Origin of the sequence: Amycolatopsis sp. lyj-109, from assembly GCF_046548995.1 — a bacterium.
In the GTDB taxonomy this organism is placed as follows: Bacteria; Actinomycetota; Actinomycetes; order Mycobacteriales; family Pseudonocardiaceae; genus Amycolatopsis.
Genome location: NZ_JAJPWR010000004.1, coordinates 187,344 through 212,231 on the forward strand (window position 1 = coordinate 187,344; position 24,888 = coordinate 212,231).

The following is a 24,888-nucleotide window of genomic DNA, read 5'->3' on the forward strand; positions in this document are numbered from 1 at the left end:
ATCGGACGATGACGGACAAGGGCGTCAGCACCAAGGGCCGGACCGACCTCGTCGAGATGGCGTGGGACCCGATCACCCGGATCGTCGGCAGCCTCGGCATCTACACGAAGATCGACTGGGCCGCCAAGCGCGTCGTCGAGTGCCACAGCACGTCGTCGGTCTTCCGCGGCTACAGCATCTTCATGAAGGGCAAGGACCCGCGCGACGCGCACTTCATCACCAGCCGGATCTGCGGGATCTGCGGCGACAACCACGCGACCTGCTCGGTGTACGCCCAGAACATGGCCTACGGTGTCCGCCCACCGCACCTCGGCGAGTGGATCCTCAACCTCGGCGAGGCCGCCGAGTACATGTTCGACCACAACATCTTCCAGGAGAACCTGGTCGGGGTCGACTACTGCGAACGGATGGTCCGCGAGACCAACCCCGGCGTCCTGGAGCTCGCCAACCGCACCGAGGCACCGCACGCGGGTGACCACGGCTACCGGACCATCGGCGACATCATGCGCTCGCTGAACCCGCTCGAAGGCGAGTTCTACCGCGAGGCGCTGCAGGTCAGCCGCAGCACGCGCGAGATGTTCTGCCTGATGGAGGGCAGGCACGTTCACCCGTCCACCCTGTACCCCGGCGGCGTCGGCACGGTCGCCACCGTGCAGCTGTTCACCGACTACCTGACCCGGCTGATGCGCTACGTCGAGTTCATGAAGCGCTGCCTGCCGATGCACGACGACCTGTTCGACTTCTTCTACGAAGCCCTGCCCGGCTACGAAGAGGTCGGCCGGCGGCGGGTCCTGCTCGGCTGCTGGGGCAGCCTGAACGACCCGGAGTACTGCGACTTCAGCTACGAGAACATGGAGTCCTGGGGCCGGAAGATGTTCGTGACGCCCGGCGTGGTCGTCGACGGCAAGCTCGTCACCACCAGCCTGCTCGACATCAACCTCGGCATCCGGATCCTGCTCGGCAGCTCGTTCTACGAAGACTGGGCGGACCAGCCGATGTTCGTCACCCAGGACCCGCTCGGCAACCCGGTCGACCAGCGCCACCCGTGGAACCAGCACACCATCCCGCGACCGGCCAAGCGCGACTTCGACGGCAAGTACTCGTGGACGATGTCGCCGCGCTGGTTCGACGGCACGGACCACCTGGCCCTCGACACCGGTGGCGGCCCGATCGCGCGACTGTGGGTCACCGCGCTCGCCGGGCTCGTCGACACGCCGTACGTCAAGTCGACCGGGCACAGCGTCACGATCACCCTGCCGCGCACGGCGACCAAACCCGAAGCCGCCTTCGAGTGGAAGATCCCGCAGTGGAGCAACGCCCTCGAGCGCAACCGCGCCCGGACGTACTTCCAGGCGTACGCGGCCGCGATGGCGCTGCACTTCGGCGAGCAGGCGCTGGGCGAGGTCCGCAAGGGCAACACCAAGACGTGGGAGCCGTTCAAGGTCCCGGACGAAGGCGTCAGCTGCGGCTTCACCGAAGCCGTCCGCGGGGTGCTCTCGCACCACATGGTGATCAAGGGCGGCAAGATCGCGAACTACCACCCGTACCCGCCGACGCCGTGGAACGGCAGCGTGCGCGACAGCTTCGGCACGCCGGGGCCGTACGAGGACGCCGTGCAGAACACCCCGATCTTCGAGGAGAACACCCAGGAGAACTTCAAGGGCATCGACATCATGCGCGCGGTCCGCAGCTTCGACCCCTGCCTGCCCTGCGGCGTCCACATGTACACCGGCAAGGGCAAGGTGATCGAGCGGCTGCACACCCCGCACGCGTTCGGCGGGGAGCTCGGCTGATGTCCGACGTCGACCGGGTCGGCGAGCGCATCGAGCAGCTCCTGGGCGAGTTCGACGGTGCCGACGCCGAGCTCGCCGAGGACCTCGTCCACACGCTGATCGAGTTCTACGGCGCCGGTCTCGCGCGGATCGTGGAGATCGTCGACCGGCCGTTGCTCGACCGGCTCGCGGAGGACGACCACATCCGCGGCCTGCTCGTGCTGCACGACCTGCACCCCCGGTCGACGCACGAGCGTGTCACCGAAGCGCTCGACAAGGTCCGGCCGTACCTGGGTTCGCACGCCGGCGACGTCGAGTTCGTCGGCATCGACGACGGCGTCCTGCGGCTCCGGCTGAAAGGTTCCTGCGACGGTTGCCCGTCCTCGACGGTCACCGCGAAGTACGCCATCGAGCGGATGGTGCGGGAGATCGCGCCGGAGATCTCCGACGTCATCGTCGAAGGAGTGGTGGAAGAGACCGGCCCGGGTGGCCGGCCGCTGCTCCCCCTGTGCCCGGTGGAGGTCCCGTGACCGGCGGCCTGCGCAGGTTCCGCACCCCCGTCCGGCGCACCGCGCCGGGCGAGAAGTGCGAGATGTGCGCGGAACCGATCGGAAGCGAGCACGGGCACGTCATCGACCTCGAGTCCCGGACGATCCTGTGCACCTGCCGGGGCTGCTATCTGCTCTTCACCCACCGCGGGGCGGGCGGGAAGCGGCACCGGGCGGTGCCCGACCGGTTCCGGCACCTGCCCCGCTTCGGCCCGGGCCCGGCGCTGTGGGAGTCCGCCGGGATCCCGGTCAAGACGGCGTTCCTGTTCCGGAACTCCGTGCAGGACCGCACCGTCGCGTTCTACCCGAGCCCGGCCGGCGCGACGGAGTCCCTGCTCCCGCTGGGCACGGGCGACGACCTGCTCGCCTCGGCCGGTGTCGCCGACGACGTCGAGGCCCTGCTGCTGAACCAGCTCGACCTGGGTTTCGAGTGCTTCCTGGTGCCGATCGACGTCTGCTACGAGCTGGTCGGGCTCGTCCGGACGACGTGGCGTGGCTTCGACGGCGGCTCCGAAGCGCACGAAGCCATCGACGGGTTCTTCGCGCGGCTGAGGGAACGCAGCGAGGTCGTGGCGGATGGCTGAGCTGACCTTCGACTGCATCGACGTCCGGCCGCTGAAGTACGCCGCGTCGCCGACGCTGGCGTTCAAGCTGCGGATCTCCGAGCTGACCGGGCAGCCGGTGCACGCGATGGTGCTGCGCGTCCAGATCCGCATCGAGCCGCAGCGCCGCCGGTACGCCGACGACGAGTCGGAGCTGCTCACCCACCTCTTCGGCGACCGGTCCCGATGGGGCGAGACGCTGAAGCCGTTCCAGTTCACCACGATTTCGGTGACCGTGCCGGCGTTCACCGGCGCCACCGAGGTGGACGCCGAGGTGCCGTGCACTTACGACCTCGAAGTCGCGGCCGGCAAGTACTTCCACGCGCTGTCCGAGGGTGTCGTGCCGATGGTGCTGCTGTTCAGCGGCACCGTGTTCGGCAAGGGCGGGCCGGGGTTCTGGGTCGAGCAGGTGCCGTGGCACACGCAGGCCGAGTGCCGGATGCCGGTGGCCGTCTGGGACGAGCTGGTGTCCCGCTACTTCCCGAACGTCGCGTGGATCAAGCTGCCCCGGGACACGGTGGACGCGCTGCTCAAGTACAAGGCGCAGCACGCGATCCCGACCTGGGAAGCCGCGATCGAGCACCTGCTGGCCGGTGGGCCGTGAACGTTCTCGACCAAGCTCGCGCGGTCGGTGACGCCGTGCTCTACGAGGGCTATCTCCTCTACCCGTACCGCGCGTCGGCGCCGAAGAACCGGGTGCGCTGGCAGTGGGGCGTGCTGGTGCCGCCGTCGTACGCGTCGGCCGAGATCGGCGAGCACGCCTCGGCGCGTGCCGAGTGCGTCCTCGAACCCCTCACGCACACGATCCTGCACGTCAAGCTGCGGTTCCTGCAGGCCCGGACCCGGCTCGGCACGACGTGGGACGAAGCCGACGAGCACGAGATCGACTTCGAACTGCCGCTTTCCGCGCTCCCGGCCGAGAGACCGTTCCACGTGCAGGAGCTGTCCGGCGTCCTCATCGCCCGGGCCGACCCGCTCGACGGGCCGTTCGGCGGCACCCGGCTGCACGTCGAAGTGCACAACACGAAGTTGTGGCATTCGGACGGCGTCCGCGAGCACGCTCTGCGGCACTCACTGCTCGCCGCCCACCTGGTGTTCAGCGTCGACTCCGGGCACTTCCTGTCGATGCTGGACCCGCCGGAATGGGCGAAACCGGCCGTCGAAGCCTGCCGGCAGGAACGGCTGTGGCCGGTGCTGATCGGCGACACCTCGCGCAGCACGGTGGTGCTCGCCTCGCCGATCATCCTCTACGACGACCCGTCGATCGCGCCGGAAAGCCCGGGCGACCTGTTCGACGGCACCGAGATCGACGAGATCCTGACGCTGCGCACGATGACGCTCACCGCCGAGGAGAAGCGCGAGGCCCGGGCCACCGACCCCCGCGCGGCGGCCATCGTGGACCGCGTCGACTCGATGCCGCCGGAGCTGCTGGAGCGGCTGCACGGCGCGGTCCGGTCCCTCCGGCCGGTCGAGCCTGCGGTGACCGTCGCCGGCGTCCGCATCGCCGGCGGATCCCGGGTGCGGCTCCGGCCGAACCTGCGGGGGACCGACGCCCAGGACATGTTCCTGGTCGGCAAGACCGCCACCGTGCGGGTCGTGCTGTCCGATGTGGACGGTGTCGCGTACCTCGCGGTGACCCTCGACGACGACCCCGGCGCCGACCTGCAGCATGCGCACGGCCGGTACCGGTACTTCTCCCCCGACGAGATCGAGCCCTGGGAAGGTGCGGAATGAGGCCACGGGTCCTGGTCGCCGGAATCGGCAACATCTTCCTCGGCGACGACGGCTTCGGTGTCGAAGTCATCAAGGAACTGGAAGGCACCGACCTGCCGGACTGGGTGCAGATCGCCGACTACGGCATCGCCGGCCTGCACCTCGCCTACGACCTGCTGGGCGGCTACGACACGACGATCCTGCTCGACGCGACACCGCACGGACGGCCTCCCGGCACGCTCTCGCTCATCGAGGCCGACACCGAAGATCTGGCGGCGTCGGCGTCGATCGACGCGCACGGCATGCAGCCCGAAGCGGTGTTCCGGCTGCTGCGGCTGCTCGGCGGGGACGCCGGCCGGGTGCTGATCGTCGGCTGCGAGCCCGCGTGCGTCGACGAAGGGATCGGGCTGTCCCCCGAAGTGACCGCGGCCGTCCCGGCCGCCGTCCGCGCCGTCACCGAGCTGGCCTGGGGCACGAGCCCGCGGCTGGAAACCACGGAGGTCTGAGCCATGTGCCTCGGCATCCCGGGCGAGATCATCGAGATCAGTGAGGAGCGGCCGGACCTCGCGAAGGTCTCGGTCAGCGGGGTCAAGCGGCTCATCAACATCGGCCTGCTCGAAGACGACCCACCGGTGCCGGGCGACTGGATCCTCATCCACGTCGGCTTTGCACTGTCCAAAATAGACGAAGCGGAAGCGGCGGCCGCGCTGGACTTCCTCGAAAGCATCGGCAAGGCGTACGAGGACGAGATGGCCGCACTGCTCGAATCACAGATCGAATAAGGAGTCGTCATGCGTTTCGTCGACGAGTTCCGCGACGCCGAAAAGGCGCGGGCACTGTCCGCGAAGATCACGTCGTTGTGCGAGCCGGGCCGCCACTACAAGTTCATGGAGGTCTGCGGCGGGCACACGCACACCATCTACAAACACGGCCTCGAGGACTACCTGCCGGAGAGCATCACGCTGGTGCACGGGCCGGGTTGTCCGGTGTGCGTGATCCCGATGGGCCGCATCGACGACGCCATCCACATCGCCCGGCAGCCCGGGGTGCTCATGACGTCCTTCGGCGACATGATGCGCGTACCCGGCTCCGGCGGGAACTTCTTCGACTCCAACGCCGAAGGCACCAATATCCGCATGGTGTATTCGCCGCTGGACTCGCTGAAGATCGCGCGGCAGAACCCGGACCTGCGCGTCGTGTTCATGGCGATCGGGTTCGAGACGACCACGCCGTCCACCGCGATGACGTTGCTGCGCGCGGCGGCCGAGGGCATCGGGAACTTCTCGGTGTTCGGCAACCACGTCACGATCATCCCGGCGATCAAGGCCATCCTCGACTCCCCCGACCTGCGGCTCGACGGCTTCATCGGGCCGGGGCACGTCTCCACGGTGATCGGCTGCCGGCCGTACGAGTTCATCGCCCGCGACTACGGCAAGCCCGTGGTCGTCGCCGGGTTCGAGCCCCTGGACATCCTGCAGTCGATCTACCTGCTGATGCTGCAGCTCTCCTCCGGGCGGTGCGAGGTCGAGAACCAGTACTCGCGGGTCGTGCCGTGGAACGGGAACATGGTCGCGCTGAGGGTGATCAACGAGGTGCTGGAGCTGCGGCCGTACTTCGAGTGGCGCGGTCTCGGGTTCATCACGCACTCGGCGATGGCGATCCGCGAAAAGTACGCCGCCTTCGACGCCGAACGGATCTTCGAGATCCCCGGCCTGCGCGTCGCCGACCCGAAGGCGTGCCAGTGCGGCGAGGTGCTCAAGGGCGTGCTGAAACCGTGGGAGTGCAAGGTGTTCGGCACCGCGTGCACCCCGGAGACGCCGATCGGGACGTGCATGGTCTCGCCCGAAGGCGCCTGCGCGGCGTACTACAACTTCGGCCGGTTCAGCCGGCAGCGCGTCCGGGAGGCGAGCCGCACATGACGACCACCGAGCGCGAGCAGCAGGTCCTCGACCGCATCGAACGAGCGCGGCGCCGGCGCGCGAAGGTGCGCGAAGAGCGCATCACGCTGTCCCACGGCGCCGGCGGCAAGGCGACGCACACGCTCATCGAGGCCGTGTTCCTCGACGCGTTCCGCAATCCGCTGCTCGAGCCGCTGGAAGACGCGGCGTCGCTGACCATCGGCGACGCCCGGCTGGCCCTGACAACGGACTCCTACGTCGTCTCGCCGCTGTTCTTCCCCGGCGGGAACATCGGCGACCTGGCGGTCAACGGCACGGTCAACGACCTCGCCGTCTCCGGCGCGCGGCCGCTGTACCTGACCGCCGGGTTCATCCTCGAAGAAGGCTTCCCCGTCGAAGACCTGCTGAAGATCGTCGAGTCGATGAAGACGGCCGCCGAGGCGGCCGACGTCCGGATCGTCACCGGCGACACGAAGGTCGTGCAGCGCGGCAAGGCCGACGGCGTCTACATCAACACCGCCGGGGTCGGGGCGCTCACCCGCACCGGGCTCGGCGTCGCCACCGCGAAACCCGGCGACGCCGTCCTCGTCTCCGGGCCGATCGGCGACCACGGCGTCACGATCATGCTGGCCCGCGGCGAGCTGGACATCGACGCCGACCTCGAGTCCGACACCGCACCGGTGCACGAGCTGGTGGCCGGGCTGCTGGCCGCGGTGCCCGGCGTGCGCGCGATGCGCGACGCGACCCGCGGCGGCGTCGCGACGATCCTCAACGAGATCGCGAAGGCCGCGGAGGTCGCCGTGGTCGTCGACGAGAAGGCCGTCCCGGTGCGCGAGGAGGTCCGCGGCGCGTCGGAGCTGCTGGGCATCGACCCGCTGTACGTCGCCTGCGAAGGCCGGATCGTGGTCGTCGTCGACGGCTCACAGGCTTCGGACGCGCTCGCCGCGTTGCGCGCGCACCCGCTCGGCGCGGACGCCGCGGTGATCGGCCGGATCGCCGACGACCCGCCCGGGATCGTGCTGCTGAACACCGCGTTCGGCGGCACCCGGATCGTGGACCTGCTGGTCGGGGACCCGCTGCCGAGGATCTGCTAGCAACCGGTCGTGAGTGGTAATTCGGGTTAGAACCCTAATTACCACTCACGAGGAGGTGACCCATGCACGAAATGGCGATCACGCAGTCGGTCGTCGACGCGATCGTCGCCAGACTGGGCGACGCGACGGTGACGAGCGTGCGGCTGGAGATCGGGCGGCTGTCCGGGGTGGTGCCGGACAGCGTCCGCTTCTGCTTCGACGTGCTGTGCACGGGGACCTCGCTGGAAGGCGCCCGGCTGGACATCGCCGAGCCGATGGGCCGGGCGCGCTGCCGCGACTGCGGCGACGAGTTCACCCTCGACGACTTCATCCTGCTGTGCCCGTGCGGCAGCGCCGACGTGTCGGTGCTCGCGGGGCGAGAACTACGCATCACCTCGGTGGAGGTCGGCCATGTGTGACACCTGCGGCTGCTCGGATTCGGACGTCCGGATCACCGACCACGCCCACACGGTGGTCATGGAGCAGGACATCCTGGCGAAGAACGACGAACTCGCGTCGCACAACCGCGCGCACCTGCGCGACGGGGACGTCTTCGCGATCAACCTGATGAGCTCGCCCGGCGCCGGGAAGACGACGCTGCTGGAACGGACCATCCGGGACTTGGACACCCCCTGCGCGGTGATCGAGGGCGACCAGGAGACGCTGCTGGACGCCGAGCGGATCAAGGCCACGGGCGCACCGGTGGTGCAGATCAACACCGGCGCCGGCTGCCACCTCGACGCGTCGATGCTGCACCGGGCGCTGCATTCGCTGGCGCCCGCGCCCGGCTCGACGCTGTTCATCGAGAACGTCGGCAACCTGGTCTGCCCGGCGTTGTTCGACCTCGGCGAGGCGGCGCGGGTCGTGGTCCTGTCGGTGACCGAGGGGCCCGGGAAGCCGCTGAAGTACCCGCACATGTTCGCCGCGACGGACCTCGTGCTGCTGAACAAGGTCGACCTACTGCCCTACGTCGACTTCGACGTCGGCGAGTTCGAGCGGGACACGCGGCGAGTCAACCCCTCGGCGACGATCCTCCAGGTCAGCGCGACGCGCGGCGACGGCCTCACCGGGTGGTACGACTGGCTACGGCGACCTGACCGAAGCTGATCCCGCCGTCGTTCGTGGGCACGCTCCGGTGGGTGAGGACCTCGAAACCGGCCTCTTCGAGGGCTTCGACGGTCCGGTCGAGCAGCAGGACGTTCTGGAAGACCCCGCCCGACAGCGCGACCGTGGCGCTGTGGTCCCGGAAGCGGTCGCAGGTCCGCACGATCGCGTCGGCGACCCCGTTGTGGAACCGCGCGGCTCTCGTCGCCGGGGTGCCGGGGTCGTCCAGCAGCGCGGCGATCAGGTCCTCGCCGTGGACGACGTCGTCGATGCGGGCCCGGTAGGCGGACCTTTCGGTGGGATCGGCCAGCTGCTCCAGCTCGATGGCGGCCTGGCCTTCGTAGGTGACGGTGTCCCGGACGCCGAGCAGCGCGGCGGCGGCGTCGAAGAGCCGTCCGGCACTGGAGGTCAGAGGTGAGTTGAGGCCGCTGCGCTTGAGCTTCACGATGTCTTCCCGGGCCGGCCGTCCGAGTTCGTCCACATAGGACACGGCCATCCGCCACGGGTGCCGGATGGCCATCACACCTCCGGGCATGGCGACCGGCCGGAGGTGGCTCAGCCGCTGATAGCCCACGAGGTCGGCGAGGAGGAACTCGCCGCCCCAGACGGTGCCGTCGGGGCCGAAGCCGGTGCCGTCGAAGGCGACGCCGAGGACCGGGCCGTCCCGTCCGTTGTCGGCCAGGCACGCGGCGATGTGGGCGTGGTGGTGCTGGACGCCGAGCAGCTCGGCTTCCTGATCGAGCGCGTATTTCGTCGACAGGTACTCGGGGTGCAGATCGTGTGCGACGACGACGGGATCGACGGCGAAGAGGTGCTTGAAGTGCTCGATGCCTTCGGTGAAGGCCGTGAAGGTCTCGTAGTTCTCGAGGTCGCCGATGTGGTGCGAGACGAAGGCGTGGCGGCCCTTGGCGAGGCAGAACGTGTTCTTGAGTTCGGCGCCGCAGCCGAGCAGGTGCTTCTTCGTTTCGAGGCGGACCGGCTCGGGCGCGTAGCCGCGTGATCGCCGTTGGAGCTGCTCCCGTCCTCGGACGATCCGCACCACGGAGTCATCGGTCCTGGTGTGGATCGGCCGGTCGTGGCCGAGGAAGGCATCGGCGACGCCCTTCAGCCGGTCCAGGTCTTCGTCGCGGTACACGATCGGCTCGTCGGAGACGTTCGCGCTGGTCAGCACGATCGGCCCGGTGCGCTCCAGCAGGAGGTGGTGCAGCGGGGTGTAGGGCAGCACGAGGCCGATCCGCCGGTTCCCCGGCGCGACGGCCCGGGCGAGTTCGCTCTTCTTCGGCAGCAGCACGATGGGCCGCCGCCGGCTCGTGAGCGCAGCTTCGGCCGCCGGGTCCACTTCGGCCAGTTCCCTGGCCCCCGCCAGGTCGGCGACCATGACGGCGAACGGTTTGTCCGCACGGTGTTTCCGCCTGCGCAGTCGCTCGGCCGCTTCCTCGTGCCGTGCCCCGACAGCGAGGTGATAGCCGCCCAGCCCTTTCACGGCCACGATCGCGCCCTCGCGCAGGGCTTCGACGGCCGCCGGGATCGCCTCCCCGCCACCGGGCCCGAACCGCAGCGTGGGCCCGCAGGCCGGACAGCAGACGGGCTGGGCGTGGAACCGCCGGTCGGCCGGGTCCTCGTACTCCTGCTTGCACTCGGCGCACATCGCGAAGGCGGCCATGGTGGTGAGCGGCCGGTCGTAGGGCACGCCCCGGACGACGGTGAACCGCGGGCCGCAGTTCGTGCAGTTCACGAAGGGGTACCGGAACCGCCGGTCGCCCGGGTCGTGCAGCTCCCGCAGGCAGTCGTCACAGGTGGCGGAATCGGCGGAGACCAGCGTGTCGGCACCGCCACCGGGAGGACTCCCGACAATCCTGAACCCGGCCCCACCCGCGGCGGGAATCTCCCGCACCCGCACGTCATCGACCAGGGCCAGGGGCGGCGCTTCGGCCTCGAGCGCGCCGACAAACCGGTCAACCCCCGACGGCGTTCCTTCCACCTCGGCGAAGACCCCGTGCACGTCGTTCCCGACGAACCCGCTGAGCCCGAGCCGCACCGCCAGCTGATGGACGAAGGGCCGGAACCCCACGCCCTGCACCACCCCGACGACCCGGACCGCCACCCGCACGCGCCCAGTCTGCGCCCGGGTCACCTCATCCGGCCAGGGCGCTACCGCAGGGGCCGGGCACGCTGTTCGATCTCCGCGAACAGCTCGCCGACGCGTTCGTGCACCTCGGGGCCGCCGTCGCCGCCGGTCCAGTACCGGCGGACCGCGCCGGCCAGCCGGTAGCACACGTCGACGGGCACGAGGAAGCAGTCCGTCCCCCACCCACGCCCGCGGAACACGATCGCCTCGACGTCCGGCTCGGCCGTGGCCAGCAGCGGGTGCGCCGCGGCGAGCTCCGCCCAGAGGCCGGACGGAAGGGGCGTCTCGGCCGCGCCGGCCGGTCCGGGCTGGAACGCGGTGACGCGGGTGCCGCGGCGGACGAAGAACGCGAAGCGCGCCGGGATGTCCAGGCCCCGCCAGTCGAGGCAGGCGATCGGGCGACGGGGGTCCCACAGGTAGCGCTCCGGTACCGCGCGGTAGCGCGCTTCTCCGGTCGGGCACCCGGTGCACAGCAGGAAGCAAGCGCGGCACGCGCACAGCAGGCCACGGCGGCCGGTGTCGACCAAGTGGCAGTGCCGCGCCGCCACCGGTGTCCCACAGAGCTCGCACCGCTCCTGCCGCGCGGAGCGGCTGTCCCGGGCGAACGCGGGGTAGGACACACTCATGACGCTCTCCCCTCCGGTGCGGCGCCGGGTGGTCCCATGCCGATCTGGTACAGCGCCGGAGCGGCGACGATCTCCACGCCGGTGAGTTCCGGAGCGGCGTCCCGGACGGCGGCTGCGACCGTCGCACGAGCCGCCGACGAGCAGCCACGGCTCGCGCCGAGGCTCAGCCGGACCACGCCGTCGTCGGTGCCCAGGTACCCGACCGCGCCCACCTGCGGACGGATCCGGTCCAGGGCTCCCCGGACCCGCGCCGGCGCGTCGAGGGGGTGCAGGTCGTGGAGCGCCAGCAGGCTCGCGACGACGTCGTCGGCGGCGAGCGCACCGACCAGCCCCGGGGCGTGCTCGCGCAGCGTGCCGACGATCCGGGTCAGGCCTTCGCCGTACAGGTCCGTCAGCTGCCGGACGATCTCTTCGACGGGCCACCGGCCCGGCCCGGCGAGCAGGGCACCCAGAAGTGTCTCGAGGCGTTCTCCGGGGCTCGGGGCGGTGGGGTCGCCGAGGTCGCTCACCGGTCGGCCGCCGTCCGGATCTCCCGCAGGATCCGGATCGCGGACCCGGACACGCGGCTCGCCGGAGCCGGGCCGCCGACGCCGGCCGGGTCCTCCATGAACGGCATGAACTTGTCCGGGAAGCCCGGCATCGTGCAGCCGATGCAGATGCCCCCGACGTTCGGGCACCCGCCGACGCCGTTGATCCAGCCCCGCTTGGGCACGTTGCACTTGACCACCTGGCCCCAGCACCCCAGCTTGACCAGGCACTTGGGCGAATCGTGCTGATCGGCGAACTCGTCCTGCTCGTAGTACCCGGCCCGGTCGCACCCTTCGTGGACGGTGTTCCCGAACAGCCACTTCGGGCGCAGTGCCTCGTCGACGTCGATCTCCGGTGCCCGCCCGGCCACCTGGAACAGCAGGTGCAGGATGGTCTCCGAGAGGTTGTCCGGCTGGACCGGGCAACCCGGCACGCACACGATGGGCAGCCCGGCCCACGACCGCCAGTCCCGGCCGAGGTACTCGGGCACGCCCATGGCCCCGGTGGGGTTGCCGGCCATGGCGTGCACGCCGCCGTAGCTCGCGCAGGTGCCGACGGCCAGGATCGCCATCGCCTTGGGGGCCAGCCGGTCGAGCCACTCACTCGCCGTCACCGGCTGACCGGTCGCGGGGTCCGTGCCGAACCCGCACCAGTAGCCCTCGGCCTTGTTCGTCTCGTCGGCGATCGAACCCTCGACGATCAGGACGAACGGCTCGAGCTCGCCGCGGTCCGCGCGGTGCCACCATTCGATGAAGCTGTCGGAACCCCCGTCGGGCCCGCTGTGGAAATCGAGGAACGGCCAGTGCATGGCGACCTCGGGCAGCCCGGGAAGACCGCCGAGAACGATCTCTTCGATACTGGGCTGAGTGGCCGCGGTCAGCGCGACCGATTCGCCGTCACAGCTCAGTCCGCCATTCATCCACAGAATATGGACGGTCGGTGGGTTGTTCTCCGAGTCGTCCGCCGGGCCGTTGCCGGTCTGCGGGGCCCTGACCATCGATGGCACCTTCCCTGCGGCCGCGGGCCGCACGCGAAGTCGGCAGTTCTTCCTCGGAAACAGGCTGTCCCCCGAATGACCGGCCCGAAGGACGCCTACCGTAGACCCGTCCGGCAGCAGCGGCAAGGCTGCCGGGCCGGCGTCCCGGACACAGCTGGCCCCCGGGCGGCGGACAATACCGGCGGCCTGCGCCTCAGCGTTCGGAGGACAGCCGGAAATCGCGCGGAAGACTACACTGGACCCTCTGTGGAAGGGGCATTGATCGTGGTGGAATCGGCGGGCCGGTCAGCAGGCAATTCGATCGAGGTCGTACCGGTCGAAATCATCACGAAGATCTTTCCTGCCCGCCCGTCCGCCGTTCCGGGAATCCGGGAATTCGTCCAGGGGTGCCTCGCCGGTGCGCCGCTCGCCGAGGCCGAAGAGCGCGAGGTGGGCAACACGATCCTCCGGGCCCTGCTGACCGCGGCCGGCCCATCCGGCGTGCTCGAGGTCTCCTGCCGGAAATATCCCCAGCGCGTCGAGTTCGACGTGCTCCCGTCCCGCGGCCAGGAGCCACCCCCGGTGCCCCCGCAGCCGGGCGGACCGGACGCGCCCGCCGCCAGCTTCGCCGAGTGGCTGGCCGAAGCCCTGCGCAGCCGCGGGATCACGAAGGAGACCGCTGCCGAAGAGCTGGGCGTGTCCCCGAAAACGGTGAACCGCTGGCTCGGCGGGCAGACCGAGCCCCGGCTGCGCGACTTGCGCCGCATCGAAGACCGCTTCGGCGACGTGCGGTTGCACTGACGGACAGATGTGTCCCGGCCGGCGAGCCACGGCGTCTTGAATGACTCATTCACCGCATCCGGCCGGCCCTACCCCGAATCCACTGGCGCCGGTCAGGGTGCGCCCCCACCGGCGGGCCGTTCCCGCATGGCCAGCTCGATGGTGCAGCCGGCCGTGTCGGAGCTGACGTCGAGCCACTCACAGATCTGGTCGGTCATCCACAACGTGGTGCCGGGGCGGGCAGCCGCCCGGGGCCCGTAGAACGCCGGGCCGTCGACGGGCCGTTCGCTGTGCAGGGTGCACACCACCCGGCCCGCCGCCGCCCGCATCCACACGGCCGCCCGGTCGATGTCGTGCTCGACCAGGTAGGCCATGGCCTCGCCGACGGCGACGCCGAACAGCGTCGCGGTGTCTTCGGAGCGCAGCAGGACGCTCGCCCGCTCCAGCACGTGACGCCGCACGGCGACCAGGTCGCCTTCGAAGTGGAAGGGGTCCTCGGCGGGGTGCGCCGGCATGGCCGCCGCGGGTCCGTCTGCTTCCTCGGGGGCCTTGAACTGCGCGGACGGCCGCACCTCGCCGTCCACGACGTACTCGGGATGCGTGCGGCGTGCCACCTCGACCACACCGGGACCGGTGGTCCGGGTGTCGTAGGGGCAGATCATCCAGATCCGGGTACCCGTCAGCGCCACGTTGAACTCCGCCTCGGCCAGCTGCCAGGCGGCTTCGTCGCGGGCACCGCCGGCCCGGGCCGGTTCGGCGAGGATGCGGACCGTGCCGGTCGGCGCGGTGGACCGGTGGCGGCCCCAGTAGCGCTGCAGCGCTTCGGCCAGCTGCGACGGCCGCCGGCCGAAGTAGTCCGACTCCGCGAAGGCGATCCGGTCGGCATCCGCGCCCATCACCGCGTGCAGCAGGTCGAGGTTGGCCCCCGTCGTGGTGACCAGCACCGGCTCACCCCGGCGCAACCCGTCCCCCGCGAACGGGACGGCCATCGCGAGGAACTCGGCGTCGCTGGCGTAGAGGCAGCCCTGGTGCCGGAAACCTGGCTTCACCGCGCTTTCCGGTGCCGCAGCAGCTGCCGGGGTGTTCATGCACACCGAGCCTCCTGAGTATTTCTTAGCCGGTTGTCCATTCGATCGCGTTTCCCCGGGGAACGCATGCGGACCGCTGGGAGCGTACCCGAAACAGCTCGGTTCAGCCATCACGCGACGAATTTATTGCACCCGTTCGGACTATTTGACACCGCCATCCCCCGCGGCGGACACAACCGTCATTTGCGAGACCCGCCGGCACCCCGGTCACGGCCCGGCGAAACCCCTGTCACGCAGGGATATCAGGCCAGATGTGTCCCCTCCATCAGGACGCCTGACAGTACTGTCCGAACCTCGCCGGGAAAGATCCGGCGCCCACCTGTTCGAAACAATTCACCTTCATTCCGGACAGGCTATGGGAATTGTTCGAAAGTCGCACAGCGGTCGGCTACCAGGAGAGGACGAATAAATTTCGCCTTTCACGTCGACACCGCCGTTCGGTCAGACGCCCAGCTCGAAGCGGAAGCGCTGGGCCGCGGCGTCGCTACCGGGCTGCCGGCTGGCTTCCGCTCCCGAAGCGGTGTCGCCGATGCCGATGCAGAAATCGGTTCGTGCTCGCCGCAGGCGGTAGTCCTCGGCGGTGCCGTCGAAATGCTCGATCCGGAAGAGCTGCGCCTCGTCCTTGACCCGGCAGTGACAACCTGGAGTACGAGGCAGGTCCAGCTCACGGCCGACCAGACGGAAACCGACCACTAAGGCACCCCACGCCCCCGCGACGTCCGCGACGCCGACCCGAGTTCGGTCTCGCCGCCGTGGGTTTCCTCCTGGTGTTCGCCACTGCCTCACCGGTCGTCGTCACCGTCGGCGCGGTCTTCACCGGCTTCGGCACCGGCATGCTCCTGCCCACCCTGCTGACCTGGGCGGTCAACCGGCTGACGTTCGACCAGCGAGGTCGCGGCACCGGCCTGTGGACCGGCACACTGTTCCTCGGTGAGTTCGTGTGCCCGCTCGCCCTCGCCGCCATCGGTACCGGCGCCGGCGGCTCCAAGGCGCGCTGGCGGTCCTCGGCATCGCGTCCGCCCTCGCCGGCGTCCTGACCGCATTCCTGCTGCGCCGGAACAACCAGCCGCTCAACGTCACCGAAGGCTGACCGGGCGACGGCTGGTCACGGTAGGTCAGCTCCGGGTCCACTGCTGGGTGGTTCCGTGGGTGCAGGTTCCCAGCCGCACGGCGGTGCCGTTCACGGTGGCGCCCGCGAGCTCCAGGCAGAGCCCCGACTGCGTCGCGGTGACGGTGCCGTCGGAGCCGATCCGCCACTTCTGGTTGGCTCCGCCGTGGCACGCCCAGATGATCGCGGCCGTGCCCGGGGCGGTGGCGCCGCCCTCGGCGTCCAGGCAGCGCTGCGTGCCGCCGGAATAGACGGTCAGCTCCCCGGCCGCGGTGGCCGTCCACGTCTGGTTCGCGCCGCCGTGGCAGTCCCAGACCTGGGTTCGCGTGCCCTGGGTGGTCGACTGGCCCGGCACGTCGAGGCAGCGGCCCGCGGCGACCGAGCGCACCGGGCCGCCGGTGGTCGTGCTCCCGCCGCGGTCGAGGCCGAGGAAGGAGAGGGCGTACGCGAGCATCCCCGCCTGCGGCAGGGTGTGGCCGGTACCCGCGATGGTGATGCCCTCGACGGTCGCCTGGGTGCCGGTGTCGCCGTAGCGGTTGCGGGTCCACGACGACTGCGGGTGGTCGGTGAAGGACGGCGTCTGGCTCAGCCCGCGCAGCGCGGTCCACTGCTTGATCTCCTCGCCGTAGTTCGGGTACGCCAGGGTGGTGTCCTGGTTCCCGTGCCACAGCTGCATCCGCGGGTAGGTGCCGGTGTAGCCGGGGTACATGGCGTGGGCTTGGTCGGCCCACTGCTGCGCGGACTTGCTGACGTTGCCGCCGGCGCACTGGCTGTTCCAGAGCGAGCCGTCGGTGGTGGCGAAGCACCCGGCGGGCACGCCGGAGAACGCGGCACCGGCGGCGAAGACGTCCGGGTACTGCGCGGCCAGGACGTTCGTCATCATGGCGCCCGAGGAGAAGCCGCTGACCACGATCCGGCCCGGATCCACGTCGTAGTGCTGGCGGGTCCAAGCCACCATCGCCATGATGCCGGTGGTGTCGCTGCCACCGTCGCGGGTCAGGCCCGCTTTCGTGGAGACGTCGAAGCAGTGGCCGTCCCGGGTCGCTTCGGGGACGACGACGAGGTAGCCGTAGCGGTCGGCGGCCGTCGCGTAGTCGTGCCCGTTGCCGTTGAAGATCCCGCTCGCCGAACCACCGCAGTAGTGCACCAGGACCAGCAGGGCCGGCTTGGGTGCCACGTTGTCCGGCGCGTACAGGTACATGCCGAGGTTGGTCGGGTTGGTGCCGAAGCCGGTGACGCGGGTCAACGCGGCGGCCTCGGCCGGACGAGCGGTGGAGACCACCCCGGCGACGGCCAGGGGCAGCAGGAGAAGGAGCGCGAGCAGCCGTTTCACCGTAGGCTCCATTGCTGGTTGGCCTGGCCGCCGCAGGACCAGAGGATGATCTTCGTGCCGTTGGCCGTGCCCTGCGCGTTCGCGTCGAGGCACAAGCCCGATTGGACGCCGGTGATGGTGCCGTTGGCGTTGACGTTCCACTGCTGGTTCACCTGGTTGTGGCAGTCCCAGATGATCACCTGCGTGCCGTTGGCGGTGCCCTGCCCGGACGCGTCCAGGCACTTGTTCCCGTAGACCGTCAGCTGCTTTCCGCTGGTGTAGGTCCACTGCTGGTTCGCGGCCGGACTGGCGCAGTCCCGCAGCTGCACCTGCGTCCCGTTGGCGGTCGACGAGTTCGGCACCTCCACGCACCGGCTGGACGGCTTCCCCACGATCTGCTTGCCCGACGGCGGGGTGCCGGGCTGGCCGACGCCGGCGCCGTCGAAGTGGACCCAGTTGACGTTGAACAGGTAGGCGGCACCGCTCTGGCTGGCGGGGTTGCGGGCCACGAAGTAGAGCTTCCCGGTGCCGGCGGGCGGGCTCGACAGGCCGACCGTGAAGTCCTGCCAGTTCTGCCAGCCGCCGGTGCCGGTGATCGGCACCGAGGTGACCAAGGCGCCGTCCGGCGCGTTGCGGCGCACTTCCAGGGTGCCGCCGGAGCCGCCCGAGGACGCCCGGACGTGCAGACCGGTGATGTTGTCGAGAGCCAGCGGGTCGAAGGACCACCAGTCCCCGTCCTGGACGAACGCGGCGCTGCCGCCGCCGCCCATCGGGTCCGTCGAGGCTTCCACCGTGACCCCCGCGGTGTCGGTGCCCTTCCCGTCCGCGGTGCGGCCGGTGGCGCTGAAGAACTCGGCCTGCTTCATCTTGGGCTGCAGGATCACCTGGGCGCGCCCGGTGACCGGGCCGGCTCCCCCGGCGCCGCCCTTGTCGGTGTAGGACGCCTCGAGGACGTAGAAGAGGTTATCGTTCTCGCTGTGCCCCGACGAAAGGGTGGTCTGCACCTGGCCGGTGCACCCGGGGTACTGGTCGAGCGGGTGCCCGTGCTCGTCGTGGCCGAGGTAGGCCTGGACGGTCACCTGCGAGCAGTCGATCGTCCCGTCCTCCGGATCGCTGACCGTGACGGCGAAGTTCACCTTGTCGCCCCACTCGAACAGCCCGCCCGTCGGCGGGGTCGTGACGGTGATCGTCGGTGCGGTGTTGCCCGAGGTGACCGCGACGCTCGCCGTCCCGGTGGCGCCGGCCGAGTTGGTCACGGTCAGCACCGCGGTGTAATTGCCGGCCGCGTAGGTGTGGCTGGGGTTCGCCGCGGTGGAGGTGGTGCCGTCCCCGAAGGTCCAACTGTACCGCAACGCGGACCCGCCCGGATCGGCCGAGCCGGCGCTGGAGAAGTTCACGGTGAGCGGGGCGGGCCCGCTGGTGCGGTCCGCGGCGGCCTTCGCGACCGGCGCGGCCGAGCCGCCGCCGAGGTAGTCGACCCGGACGATGGCCGCGTCGCTGTTGCCGCCGCCGTACCCGGTGCCCCACTCGATGACGTAGAGCGCGCCGTCCGGGCCGAACTCGAAGTCCATCGGCCGGGTGAACTTCACCGACGGCAGCAGCGGGTCGATCGAGGTGACGTTCGTGCCGCCGCTGTCGAGCTGGAAGGTGTACATCGCGCTGGTGTTCCACTCGGCGAAGACCGCGCGGCCGTCGAAGTCCACCGGCCACTTGCGCGCCGACGCGAGGTCGGGGTCGAACCGGTAGACCGGCCCGGCCATCGGCGCCCCGCCGGACAGCTGCGGGAAGTGCGCCGGGTCGGCCTGGTAGTGGTAGTAGATCTGGGCCGGGATGGCCGGCGGCAGCTTCGTCAGCCCGGTGTTGTTGGGCGAGCTGTTGGTCGGGCCGCCGGCGCAGTCGAACTTCGCACCGGACGCGCCGGTGGCGAAGTTGTACTGGTTGTAGGGCAGGTTCGGGCCGATGCAGAACGGCCACCCGGCGTTGCCCGGCTTGCTGACGACGTCCCATTCCACGGTGTTCTGGGGTCCGCGGTTCGGGTTGGCCGACCCGGCGTCCGGGCCGTAGTTGGCGACCAGGGGGTAGCCGGTCTTCGGGTCGAGGCCGATCCGGAACGGGTTGCGCTGACCCATCGAGTAGATCTCCGGGCGCGTACCGGCCGTGCCGGGCGCGAACAAGTTGCCCGAAGGGATCGTGTAGGTCCCGGTGGTTTCCGGGTGGATCCGCAGCAGCTTCCCGGACAAGCTGTTGGTGTTGCCCGCGGTGCGTTCGGAGTCCCAGTTGGCGCGCCCGGAGCGCTGGTCGAGCGGGCTGTAGCCGTCCGAGGCGAACGGGTTGGTGTTGTCACCCAGCGCCAGCCACAGGTTCCCGTTCTTCTTGTCGATGACCAGGCCCGCGCCGTGGTGGCAGCACTCGGCGCGCTGCACCGGCACGTCCAGCACGACCTTCTCGGTCGACTGGTCGATGGTGTCGCCGCCGACGGTGAACCGGCTCAGGCGGTCGACGTTGCCGGCGTTGTTCGGCGAGTAATAGACGTACACCCACTGGTTGGTGGCGAACCCCGGGTCCAGCGCGATGTTGAGGCCGCCGGACTCGTTGGCCGTGAAAACGTTCAGGTGCGTCGAGAGAACCGTCGTTCCGTTGGGTTTGACGACCTTCACGTCACCGAGCCGGTCGATGTAGAACACCCGCCCGTCCGGCGCCACGTCCAGCGCCATCGGGTTGGACGTCTCGGTGTGCAGGATGACCTTCTGGAACTTCGAGTCCGGCGGCAGCGCCGCCGCGGCGACCGGGCTCACGGCAGCCGTGAACACCGGAACCGATGCGGCGGCCAGTACCGCGGCCACCGCCAAAGCGCCGCGGCGCAGCGCCGAAAATCCGGACATGGCTCTCCTCGGGGCGAAGGGGTGGCGAGAACGGGTCAGCGCAGGGTCCACTGCTGGTTGGCCTGCCCACCGCAGGACCACAGGATGAGCTTCGTGCCGTTGGCCGTGCCCCGTCCGGAAGCGTCCAGGCACAGGTTCGACTGGACACCGGTGATCGTGTTCGCGGTGACGTTCCACTGCTGGTTGGGCTGCCCGGTGCAGTCCCAGATGATCACCGGCGTGCCGTTGGCCGTGCCGCGGCCGGAGGCGTCCAGGCACTTGTTCCCGTACACCGTCAGCTGCTTGCCCGCGGTGTAGGTCCAGGTCTGGTTCGCCTGCCCGGCGACGCAGTCCCGCAGCTGCACCTGCGTGCCGTTCGCCGTCGAGGCGTTCGGCACCTCCACGCACCGGCCCGACTGCGCGCCCACGATCTGCTTGCCCGTCGGCGGGGGTGTGGTGGCGACCGAGCAGTCCGCGGGGACCGCCCCGGCCGCGGTCCGGATCCCGCCCAGCAGCAGGTGCAGGAAGTTCGGTTCGCTGAAGCTCGCGACGGTGTGACCCATGCCGGTGTACCAGGCGCGGCCGCCGTCGAAGTCGTGGCACCACGTGGTGGGGTGGTCCGCGCCCATCGTGGCACCCGAGTAGGTGGATTCGTCCACAGTGGTCAGGACGTGCACGGACGAACGCGGGTTCGCCCGGTAGTCGTACCACTCGTCGTAATGGGTGTACTGCGCGGGCAGCCCCTGGGTGGACGGGTGGACCGCGTCCTCGACCTTCACGAGTGCGTTCTGCAGCGCGGGGTGCTGCTTGAAGTAGGCGCCGACCAGCTGGCCGTACCAGGCCCAGTCGTACCCGCTGTCGGAGGCCGCGTGGACGCCGGCGAACCCGCCGCCGCGCTCGATGTACCGCCGGAAGGCGTCCTTCCCGGCCTGCGTGCTGACCGGGTCGCCGGTCGTGGAGAGGAAGACCACGGCGGCGTACGGGGCCAGGCCGGCATCGGTGAACACCGCGCTGTCCTCGGTGGCGTCGACCGCGAAGTCGTTCTGCTGACCCAGTTGGCGGATCGCCGCGATCCCGGCCGGGATGGAGTCGTGCCGGAAGGCGGTGGTCTTGGAGAACACCAGGACCTTGAACGCCGCCGCAGGCGCGGCCGACACGGGCGTCGCGACCGCCAGCAGCAACAGCACGGCGAGCGCGGTGGCCGCGCGCAGAGTACGAGACAGCGTCGTCACGGGTACTCCTCTTCAGGAGCGCAAGGAGCGCGCGGGGTGCGCGCTGTGAAGTCGCCCGGTCACCGAACGGGCAAAGCCAAGATAAGTTTGTCCGGCGGCAACGTCAATGCACGATGAAACTTACTTGCCCGCAACGGATGGCGAGCCCGGCAGAGTCATCGGTCAGTCCACAAAGGAACGATGGCGGGAATCGGCGAGCCGCCGCCTCCCGCGCCGGGCTGCTTCTCCCCCGTCGCGACCAGAGCGACGCGCGGCACCTCGGCCACCCAACCGCCGCGGTCCGGTGGACGACCGGCTCCACGCGGCGCAGGGGTGCACAGGTTGTAGCTCAGAGTCACGGCGCCTTTGCCCGCGACACCCGGAATTCGGCCACGGACCGGGGCGATCGAGGTAGCCTGACGACCTGTGGCCTCGATCGAGGGAGATGCCGGTGGACGTTTCCTCAGCGGTACCCGAGGAGCTGCGCCCAGTGGTGACGACGTCGTCCGGAACGTGGCGGCTGGTGTTCGTGCCGCGCGTCACGCGCCTGCTGACCAAGACGTGGGCCGGCAGCCTGGCCATCCCGTTCGCGGTGGCGGGCCCCCTGCTCGTCGTCGTTGTCCTGCCCGTGGTCGCCGTCTTCTTCGGATGGACCGCGATGTGGCACACCGCCCTCGTGCTCGGCGGCGTCCTCGCTGCCCTCGGGCTGGTGCTGTCGGTCGTCATGCCGTGGAGCCTGCGTTCCGACGCACGGTGGGTGGAGCTGAAGCTCGGGGAAAACCCGACGCGGGTGCTCGTCAAACGAGTGTCCGGGGCAACGCGGACCAGTGCGTTGCGGTCGATCGCCGTCATCGAACACGTGAAGCTCGCCGAACCCGCCGGTGTCGAACTGGAACTGCGCACGACCGGCGAGACCGTCCGGGGCGCGGAGCGGATCGACGTGGACGCCCAGCTCCTGACGGCGTGGCTGAGCGACCTGCCCGGTGTCGAGGTCGAACACCGGAAGGTCGTCGACCGGGTGAATCCGACCCGCGACCGCTGGTGGCGGCCCCCGCAGGTCGCGGCCGTGTGGAAAGTACCCGCCGACGCCGTCCCCGTGATCGCGGACGAACTCGGCGTCCGCTGCGATGCCTTCGTGCCCCGGGCCGCCGCCAGGAACGGGAACACCCACGCGATCGACGTCTACGACCCGGACGACGTCCAGGAGATCACCGACCAGCTCACCGGCGAAACCGTCGCGGCATTCATGCTGCGCCGGCTGACCGGCTTCACCCGTGAAGCGAGGCTCCCCGCCGGCGACGACCCGCTGCTCCACCTCGTCGAGGACACCGAACTCGCCGAGCGGTACCGCACCGCGCTGCGGCTTCTCCGCGATCCCGGCCCGGAAACCCACCCCTACGTCACATTCGCGCAGTACTCGCTGTGCCAGGCCGTCCACGGCAATCCCATCCCGGCTGCAGGTCCACCACAATGGACACCGCCGCCCGACTTCGAAGCGGTCCTCGCCACCTCGATGGCCGCCCCGTTTCCCAGACCGACCCGATACGCCTGACCGAACATCTCAGCCGAGCCGTTCCGGTACCGCACGGCTCAGGCGCGGTCCGACCGGCGTCGGTGCGGGCTCGGCGAGGAGCCAGAGACGTCGCTGAATCACGGCTAATCACACTCCCCTGTGGGGAAGTGACGAAACCCGGCAAGGAAGGAAAAGCACTCCCCTGCCCGAATGGATCACCATCGGGAAACGGCGGCCCATGAACTACCGGTTGCCGACTTCCGTCCACAGTGGACTACTCCGGGCCGTTGCCCTGGGATCACCCGACGTACGGCGCGATCGCCGTGTAACCGCCGTCAACCGCCAGCTCCGCGCCGGTCACGAACGAAGCGCGGTCCGACAGCAGCCACGCCGCCGCCTCGGCCACTTCCTCCGGCCGGGCCAGCCGCTTCAGCGCGTTCCACCCGGCGACCCGGTCACGCTCACCGGGAACCGAATCGAGCCACGGCCCGGTCTGCGGGGTTTCGGTGACACCGGGATTCACGACGTTGACCCGGATCCCCGCCGGGCCGTATTCGGCGGCCGCGGCCTTCGACAGCCCGACCACGCCGTGCTTGGACGCGGAGTAGGCGGCCGAGAACGCGGTCCCGAAGAACGCCGCGGTGCTGGCGTTGCTGACGATCGCGCCGCCGCCGGTCGCCAGCATCGCCCGGATCTCGTGCCGCAGGCACTGCGCGACGCCGATGAGGTTGGTCGCGAGCGCCGCCTGCCACGCCTCCGGTGACGTGTCCGCGAGCGGGGTTCCCTCCGGACCGACACCGGCGTTGTTGAAAGCCACGTCGAGCCGCCCGAACCGCTCGACCGCCGCGGCGACGGCCGCTTCGCAGTCCGCGTCCCGGGCAACGTCGGCGACCACCGCGGCGGCCTGCCCGCCCGCCGCCCGGATCTCCTCGACCAGCGCGGCGAGCTTGTCCGCCGAACGCGCGCACAGCACGACGGCCGCGCCTTCCCGGGCGAAGAGCCGTGCGGACGCGGCGCCGATCCCGGTGCTCGCTCCGGTGATCAGGGCGACCTTCTCGGCCAGCAGCATGACGCGACCTTAAATCACCGCGCCGCGCGAATCCACGGTTCGCGCCAAGGGCTTTTCCCACACGGGCCTCGCCCAGTCCCACGCCCGCCGGCTCCGCTCACGCGGCGGAAGTGCTGGGCTCCGTCCGATGGGCCGCGTAGTGCGCGGTGCCGATCGCCCCGGCGACAGCCAGGACGAATCCTGCCCCGGCCGCGGCGGTGAAGCCCTCGCGGACGCGGTCGTTCAGCGCCACCACGCCGATGAGCGAGGACACCGCCGTGTTGGTGGTGAACATGATGGCGGTGACCGCGGTCGCCCGGCCGCGTTGCAGGGCCATCGCGAACGCCACCGCCGCGACGAGCCCGTTGGCGATCATCGCCCACAGCGCCGGTTCCAGGACGAGGTGCCAGAGCGGCCCGGACACGTCGAGCGTCCGTGCCGCGATCCCGACGGTGCTGAACCCCAGCCCGGCGCAGAACCCCAGCACGATCGGCGACCAGCGGCCGTCCCCGCGCTGGGCGGCGAACGCGATCGCCGCTATCACCACCGCCACGCCCACCAGCAGCAGTTGCCACCCGGGCGACAGCAGGCGTGCCGGGCCCGGCTCCGCGGACAGGCCGAGCAGGACCAGGCCGGTCGCACCCACCCCCAGCGCGGCCCAGCCGGCGCCGGCCAGCCGGACGCCGAGGATGGCGGAGATCGTCGCGGTCACGCCGACGCTGAACGCGAGCACCGACTGGACCAGGAACAGCGGCAGGCGGTGCAGGGCGGCGGCGGCGAAGACGAACCCGAGCAGATCGACCCCCACCCCGAGGAAGTAGAGCGGCTGACGGCGCAGCGCGACCAGGTCCTGGGGCGAGCCGCCGAAGGCACCGGCCCGCCGGACTCCGGCCGACTCCAGAATGGAGCCGCTACCCGAGGCGACGGCGGCCAGCACGGCGAGGACGTATCCGAGGAGCACCGCCTGAGTGTGCCAGCCCGGCTACGACCGGCGTCCCG

The 24,888-nt window shown here is 70.3% G+C and carries 25 protein-coding genes; 14 read left to right on the forward strand and 11 right to left on the reverse strand.

Translation table 11 applies throughout. The features are described from left to right. The first annotated feature begins 8 nt into the window (after positions 1 to 8). The 11 genes from ACLJQF_RS10635 (at position 9) to hypB (ending at position 8,713) form a co-directional block, all read left to right on the forward strand. Positions 9 to 1,793: a nickel-dependent hydrogenase large subunit gene (locus tag ACLJQF_RS10635; RefSeq protein ID WP_410608081.1), complete on the forward strand. Its 1,785-nt coding sequence runs from the start codon at positions 9 to 11 to the stop codon at positions 1,791 to 1,793. After that, positions 1,793 to 2,302 carry a NifU family protein gene (locus tag ACLJQF_RS10640; protein WP_410608082.1) on the forward strand — a complete coding sequence of 170 codons (510 nt, stop codon included), beginning with the start codon at positions 1,793 to 1,795 and terminating at the stop codon, positions 2,300 to 2,302. The genes ACLJQF_RS10635 and ACLJQF_RS10640 overlap by 1 nt, the downstream gene beginning before the upstream one ends. Next, positions 2,299 to 2,904, forward strand: coding sequence for a DUF5947 family protein (locus ACLJQF_RS10645; RefSeq protein ID WP_410608083.1), 606 nt, complete (start codon positions 2,299 to 2,301; stop codon positions 2,902 to 2,904). Before ACLJQF_RS10640 ends, ACLJQF_RS10645 begins: the two co-directional genes overlap by 4 nt. After that, positions 2,897 to 3,526 (forward strand): DUF6084 family protein, encoded by a 630-nt coding sequence (locus ACLJQF_RS10650; RefSeq protein ID WP_410608084.1) that lies wholly within the window; start codon positions 2,897 to 2,899, stop codon positions 3,524 to 3,526. Before ACLJQF_RS10645 ends, ACLJQF_RS10650 begins: the two co-directional genes overlap by 8 nt. After that, positions 3,523 to 4,656 (forward strand): hypothetical protein, encoded by a 1,134-nt coding sequence (locus ACLJQF_RS10655; protein ID WP_410608085.1) that lies wholly within the window; start codon positions 3,523 to 3,525, stop codon positions 4,654 to 4,656. The genes ACLJQF_RS10650 and ACLJQF_RS10655 overlap by 4 nt, the downstream gene beginning before the upstream one ends. Beyond that, positions 4,653 to 5,141 (forward strand): hydrogenase maturation protease, encoded by a 489-nt coding sequence (locus tag ACLJQF_RS10660; RefSeq protein WP_410608086.1) that lies wholly within the window; start codon positions 4,653 to 4,655, stop codon positions 5,139 to 5,141. The genes ACLJQF_RS10655 and ACLJQF_RS10660 overlap by 4 nt, the downstream gene beginning before the upstream one ends. A gap of 3 nt (positions 5,142 to 5,144) precedes the next feature. Next, entirely contained in the window at positions 5,145 to 5,417 is a 273-nt protein-coding gene (locus ACLJQF_RS10665) for a HypC/HybG/HupF family hydrogenase formation chaperone (protein WP_410608087.1), read from the forward strand. A 9-nt stretch (positions 5,418 to 5,426) separates the two neighbouring features. Then, a complete protein-coding gene (gene hypD / locus ACLJQF_RS10670) occupies positions 5,427 to 6,554 on the forward strand; it encodes a hydrogenase formation protein HypD (RefSeq protein WP_410608088.1) in 1,128 nt (375 codons plus the stop codon). Beyond that, the gene (gene hypE, locus ACLJQF_RS10675; protein ID WP_410608089.1) at positions 6,551 to 7,627 is read left to right on the forward strand and encodes a hydrogenase expression/formation protein HypE; all 1,077 of its coding nucleotides are present in this window, start codon (positions 6,551 to 6,553) and stop codon (positions 7,625 to 7,627) included. Before hypD ends, hypE begins: the two co-directional genes overlap by 4 nt. 62 nt (positions 7,628 to 7,689) lie before the next feature. Continuing rightward, positions 7,690 to 8,025 carry a hydrogenase maturation nickel metallochaperone HypA gene (locus ACLJQF_RS10680; protein ID WP_410608090.1) on the forward strand — a complete coding sequence of 112 codons (336 nt, stop codon included), beginning with the start codon at positions 7,690 to 7,692 and terminating at the stop codon, positions 8,023 to 8,025. Then, complete coding sequence (gene hypB, locus ACLJQF_RS10685; RefSeq protein ID WP_410608091.1) at positions 8,018 to 8,713, forward strand: hydrogenase nickel incorporation protein HypB; 696 nt, start codon at positions 8,018 to 8,020, stop codon at positions 8,711 to 8,713. Before ACLJQF_RS10680 ends, hypB begins: the two co-directional genes overlap by 8 nt. On the opposite strand, the gene hypF is transcribed toward hypB, so the two are convergent. From hypF to ACLJQF_RS10705, 4 genes are read right to left on the reverse strand one after another with little or no spacing between them, the layout of a single operon-like run. After that, the gene (gene hypF, locus ACLJQF_RS10690) at positions 8,670 to 10,820 is read right to left on the reverse strand and encodes a carbamoyltransferase HypF (protein WP_410608092.1); all 2,151 of its coding nucleotides are present in this window, start codon (positions 10,818 to 10,820) and stop codon (positions 8,670 to 8,672) included. The two genes, hypB and hypF, sit on opposite strands and share 44 nt — an antisense overlap. A 41-nt stretch (positions 10,821 to 10,861) precedes the next feature. After that, on the reverse strand, positions 10,862 to 11,464 hold the full coding sequence (locus ACLJQF_RS10695; RefSeq protein ID WP_410608093.1) for a DUF5947 family protein: 603 nt from the start codon (positions 11,462 to 11,464) through the stop codon (positions 10,862 to 10,864). Next, entirely contained in the window at positions 11,461 to 11,973 is a 513-nt protein-coding gene (locus ACLJQF_RS10700) for a NifU family protein (protein WP_410608094.1), read from the reverse strand. The genes ACLJQF_RS10695 and ACLJQF_RS10700 overlap by 4 nt, the downstream gene beginning before the upstream one ends. Further along, positions 11,970 to 12,989, reverse strand: a complete 1,020-nt coding sequence (locus ACLJQF_RS10705; RefSeq protein WP_410608095.1) for a hydrogenase expression protein HypE — start codon at positions 12,987 to 12,989, stop codon at positions 11,970 to 11,972. The genes ACLJQF_RS10700 and ACLJQF_RS10705 overlap by 4 nt, the downstream gene beginning before the upstream one ends. 264 nt (positions 12,990 to 13,253) lie before the next feature. Here ACLJQF_RS10705 and ACLJQF_RS10710 point away from each other — a divergent pair, with 264 nt between their 5' ends. Then, entirely contained in the window at positions 13,254 to 13,769 is a 516-nt protein-coding gene (locus ACLJQF_RS10710) for a helix-turn-helix domain-containing protein (protein ID WP_410608096.1), read from the forward strand. A 92-nt stretch (positions 13,770 to 13,861) separates the two neighbouring features. On the opposite strand, the gene ACLJQF_RS10715 is transcribed toward ACLJQF_RS10710, so the two are convergent. Then, positions 13,862 to 14,836 carry an anti-sigma factor RsbA family regulatory protein gene (locus tag ACLJQF_RS10715; protein ID WP_410608097.1) on the reverse strand — a complete coding sequence of 325 codons (975 nt, stop codon included), beginning with the start codon at positions 14,834 to 14,836 and terminating at the stop codon, positions 13,862 to 13,864. Positions 14,837 to 15,277: 441 nt separating this feature from the next. Continuing rightward, entirely contained in the window at positions 15,278 to 15,529 is a 252-nt protein-coding gene (locus tag ACLJQF_RS10720) for an RICIN domain-containing protein (protein WP_410608098.1), read from the reverse strand. 59 nt (positions 15,530 to 15,588) lie between these two features. On the opposite strand from ACLJQF_RS10720, the gene ACLJQF_RS10725 reads away from it, so the two are divergent. Beyond that, positions 15,589 to 15,873 (forward strand): hypothetical protein, encoded by a 285-nt coding sequence (locus tag ACLJQF_RS10725; protein ID WP_410608099.1) that lies wholly within the window; start codon positions 15,589 to 15,591, stop codon positions 15,871 to 15,873. A gap of 78 nt (positions 15,874 to 15,951) precedes the next feature. Here ACLJQF_RS10725 and ACLJQF_RS10730 read toward each other — a convergent pair whose 3' ends face one another. From ACLJQF_RS10730 to ACLJQF_RS10740, 3 genes are read right to left on the reverse strand one after another with little or no spacing between them, the layout of a single operon-like run. Then, complete coding sequence (locus ACLJQF_RS10730; RefSeq protein ID WP_410608100.1) at positions 15,952 to 17,277, reverse strand: PHB depolymerase family esterase; 1,326 nt, start codon at positions 17,275 to 17,277, stop codon at positions 15,952 to 15,954. Beyond that, complete coding sequence (locus ACLJQF_RS10735) at positions 17,274 to 20,138, reverse strand: PQQ-dependent sugar dehydrogenase (protein ID WP_410608101.1); 2,865 nt, start codon at positions 20,136 to 20,138, stop codon at positions 17,274 to 17,276. The genes ACLJQF_RS10730 and ACLJQF_RS10735 overlap by 4 nt, the downstream gene beginning before the upstream one ends. A gap of 35 nt (positions 20,139 to 20,173) precedes the next feature. Continuing rightward, positions 20,174 to 21,349, reverse strand: a complete 1,176-nt coding sequence (locus ACLJQF_RS10740; RefSeq protein ID WP_410608102.1) for a ThuA domain-containing protein — start codon at positions 21,347 to 21,349, stop codon at positions 20,174 to 20,176. Positions 21,350 to 21,779: 430 nt separating this feature from the next. On the opposite strand from ACLJQF_RS10740, the gene ACLJQF_RS10745 reads away from it, so the two are divergent. Beyond that, a complete protein-coding gene (locus tag ACLJQF_RS10745) occupies positions 21,780 to 22,880 on the forward strand; it encodes a hypothetical protein (protein WP_410608103.1) in 1,101 nt (366 codons plus the stop codon). A gap of 259 nt (positions 22,881 to 23,139) precedes the next feature. Here the strand turns inward: ACLJQF_RS10745 and ACLJQF_RS10750 are convergent, their stop codons facing one another. Together ACLJQF_RS10750 and ACLJQF_RS10755 are read right to left on the reverse strand one after the other, a co-directional pair. Then, positions 23,140 to 23,910 (reverse strand): SDR family NAD(P)-dependent oxidoreductase, encoded by a 771-nt coding sequence (locus ACLJQF_RS10750; RefSeq protein ID WP_410608104.1) that lies wholly within the window; start codon positions 23,908 to 23,910, stop codon positions 23,140 to 23,142. A 97-nt stretch (positions 23,911 to 24,007) separates the two neighbouring features. Continuing rightward, positions 24,008 to 24,850: a hypothetical protein gene (locus ACLJQF_RS10755; RefSeq protein ID WP_410608105.1), complete on the reverse strand. Its 843-nt coding sequence runs from the start codon at positions 24,848 to 24,850 to the stop codon at positions 24,008 to 24,010. Positions 24,851 to 24,888 lie beyond the last annotated feature (38 nt).

Excerpts from the sequence above, each read along its gene's own strand:
- ACLJQF_RS10635 (WP_410608081.1), top strand. The coding sequence starts at position 9 with ATGACGGACAAGGGCGTCAGCACCAAGGGCCGGACCGACCTCGTCGAG.
- ACLJQF_RS10640 (WP_410608082.1), top strand. The coding sequence starts at position 1,793 with ATGTCCGACGTCGACCGGGTCGGCGAGCGCATCGAGCAGCTCCTGGGC.
- ACLJQF_RS10650 (WP_410608084.1), top strand. The coding sequence starts at position 2,897 with ATGGCTGAGCTGACCTTCGACTGCATCGACGTCCGGCCGCTGAAGTAC.
- ACLJQF_RS10660 (WP_410608086.1), top strand. The coding sequence starts at position 4,653 with ATGAGGCCACGGGTCCTGGTCGCCGGAATCGGCAACATCTTCCTCGGC.
- ACLJQF_RS10665 (WP_410608087.1), top strand. The coding sequence starts at position 5,145 with ATGTGCCTCGGCATCCCGGGCGAGATCATCGAGATCAGTGAGGAGCGG.
- hypD (WP_410608088.1), top strand. The coding sequence starts at position 5,427 with ATGCGTTTCGTCGACGAGTTCCGCGACGCCGAAAAGGCGCGGGCACTG.
- hypE (WP_410608089.1), top strand. The coding sequence starts at position 6,551 with ATGACGACCACCGAGCGCGAGCAGCAGGTCCTCGACCGCATCGAACGA.
- ACLJQF_RS10680 (WP_410608090.1), top strand. The coding sequence starts at position 7,690 with ATGCACGAAATGGCGATCACGCAGTCGGTCGTCGACGCGATCGTCGCC.
- hypB (WP_410608091.1), top strand. The coding sequence starts at position 8,018 with ATGTGTGACACCTGCGGCTGCTCGGATTCGGACGTCCGGATCACCGAC.
- ACLJQF_RS10695 (WP_410608093.1), bottom strand. The coding sequence starts at position 11,464 with ATGAGTGTGTCCTACCCCGCGTTCGCCCGGGACAGCCGCTCCGCGCGG.
- ACLJQF_RS10705 (WP_410608095.1), bottom strand. The coding sequence starts at position 12,989 with ATGGTCAGGGCCCCGCAGACCGGCAACGGCCCGGCGGACGACTCGGAG.
- ACLJQF_RS10715 (WP_410608097.1), bottom strand. The coding sequence starts at position 14,836 with ATGAACACCCCGGCAGCTGCTGCGGCACCGGAAAGCGCGGTGAAGCCA.
- ACLJQF_RS10735 (WP_410608101.1), bottom strand. The coding sequence starts at position 20,138 with ATGTCCGGATTTTCGGCGCTGCGCCGCGGCGCTTTGGCGGTGGCCGCG.
- ACLJQF_RS10750 (WP_410608104.1), bottom strand. The coding sequence starts at position 23,910 with ATGCTGCTGGCCGAGAAGGTCGCCCTGATCACCGGAGCGAGCACCGGG.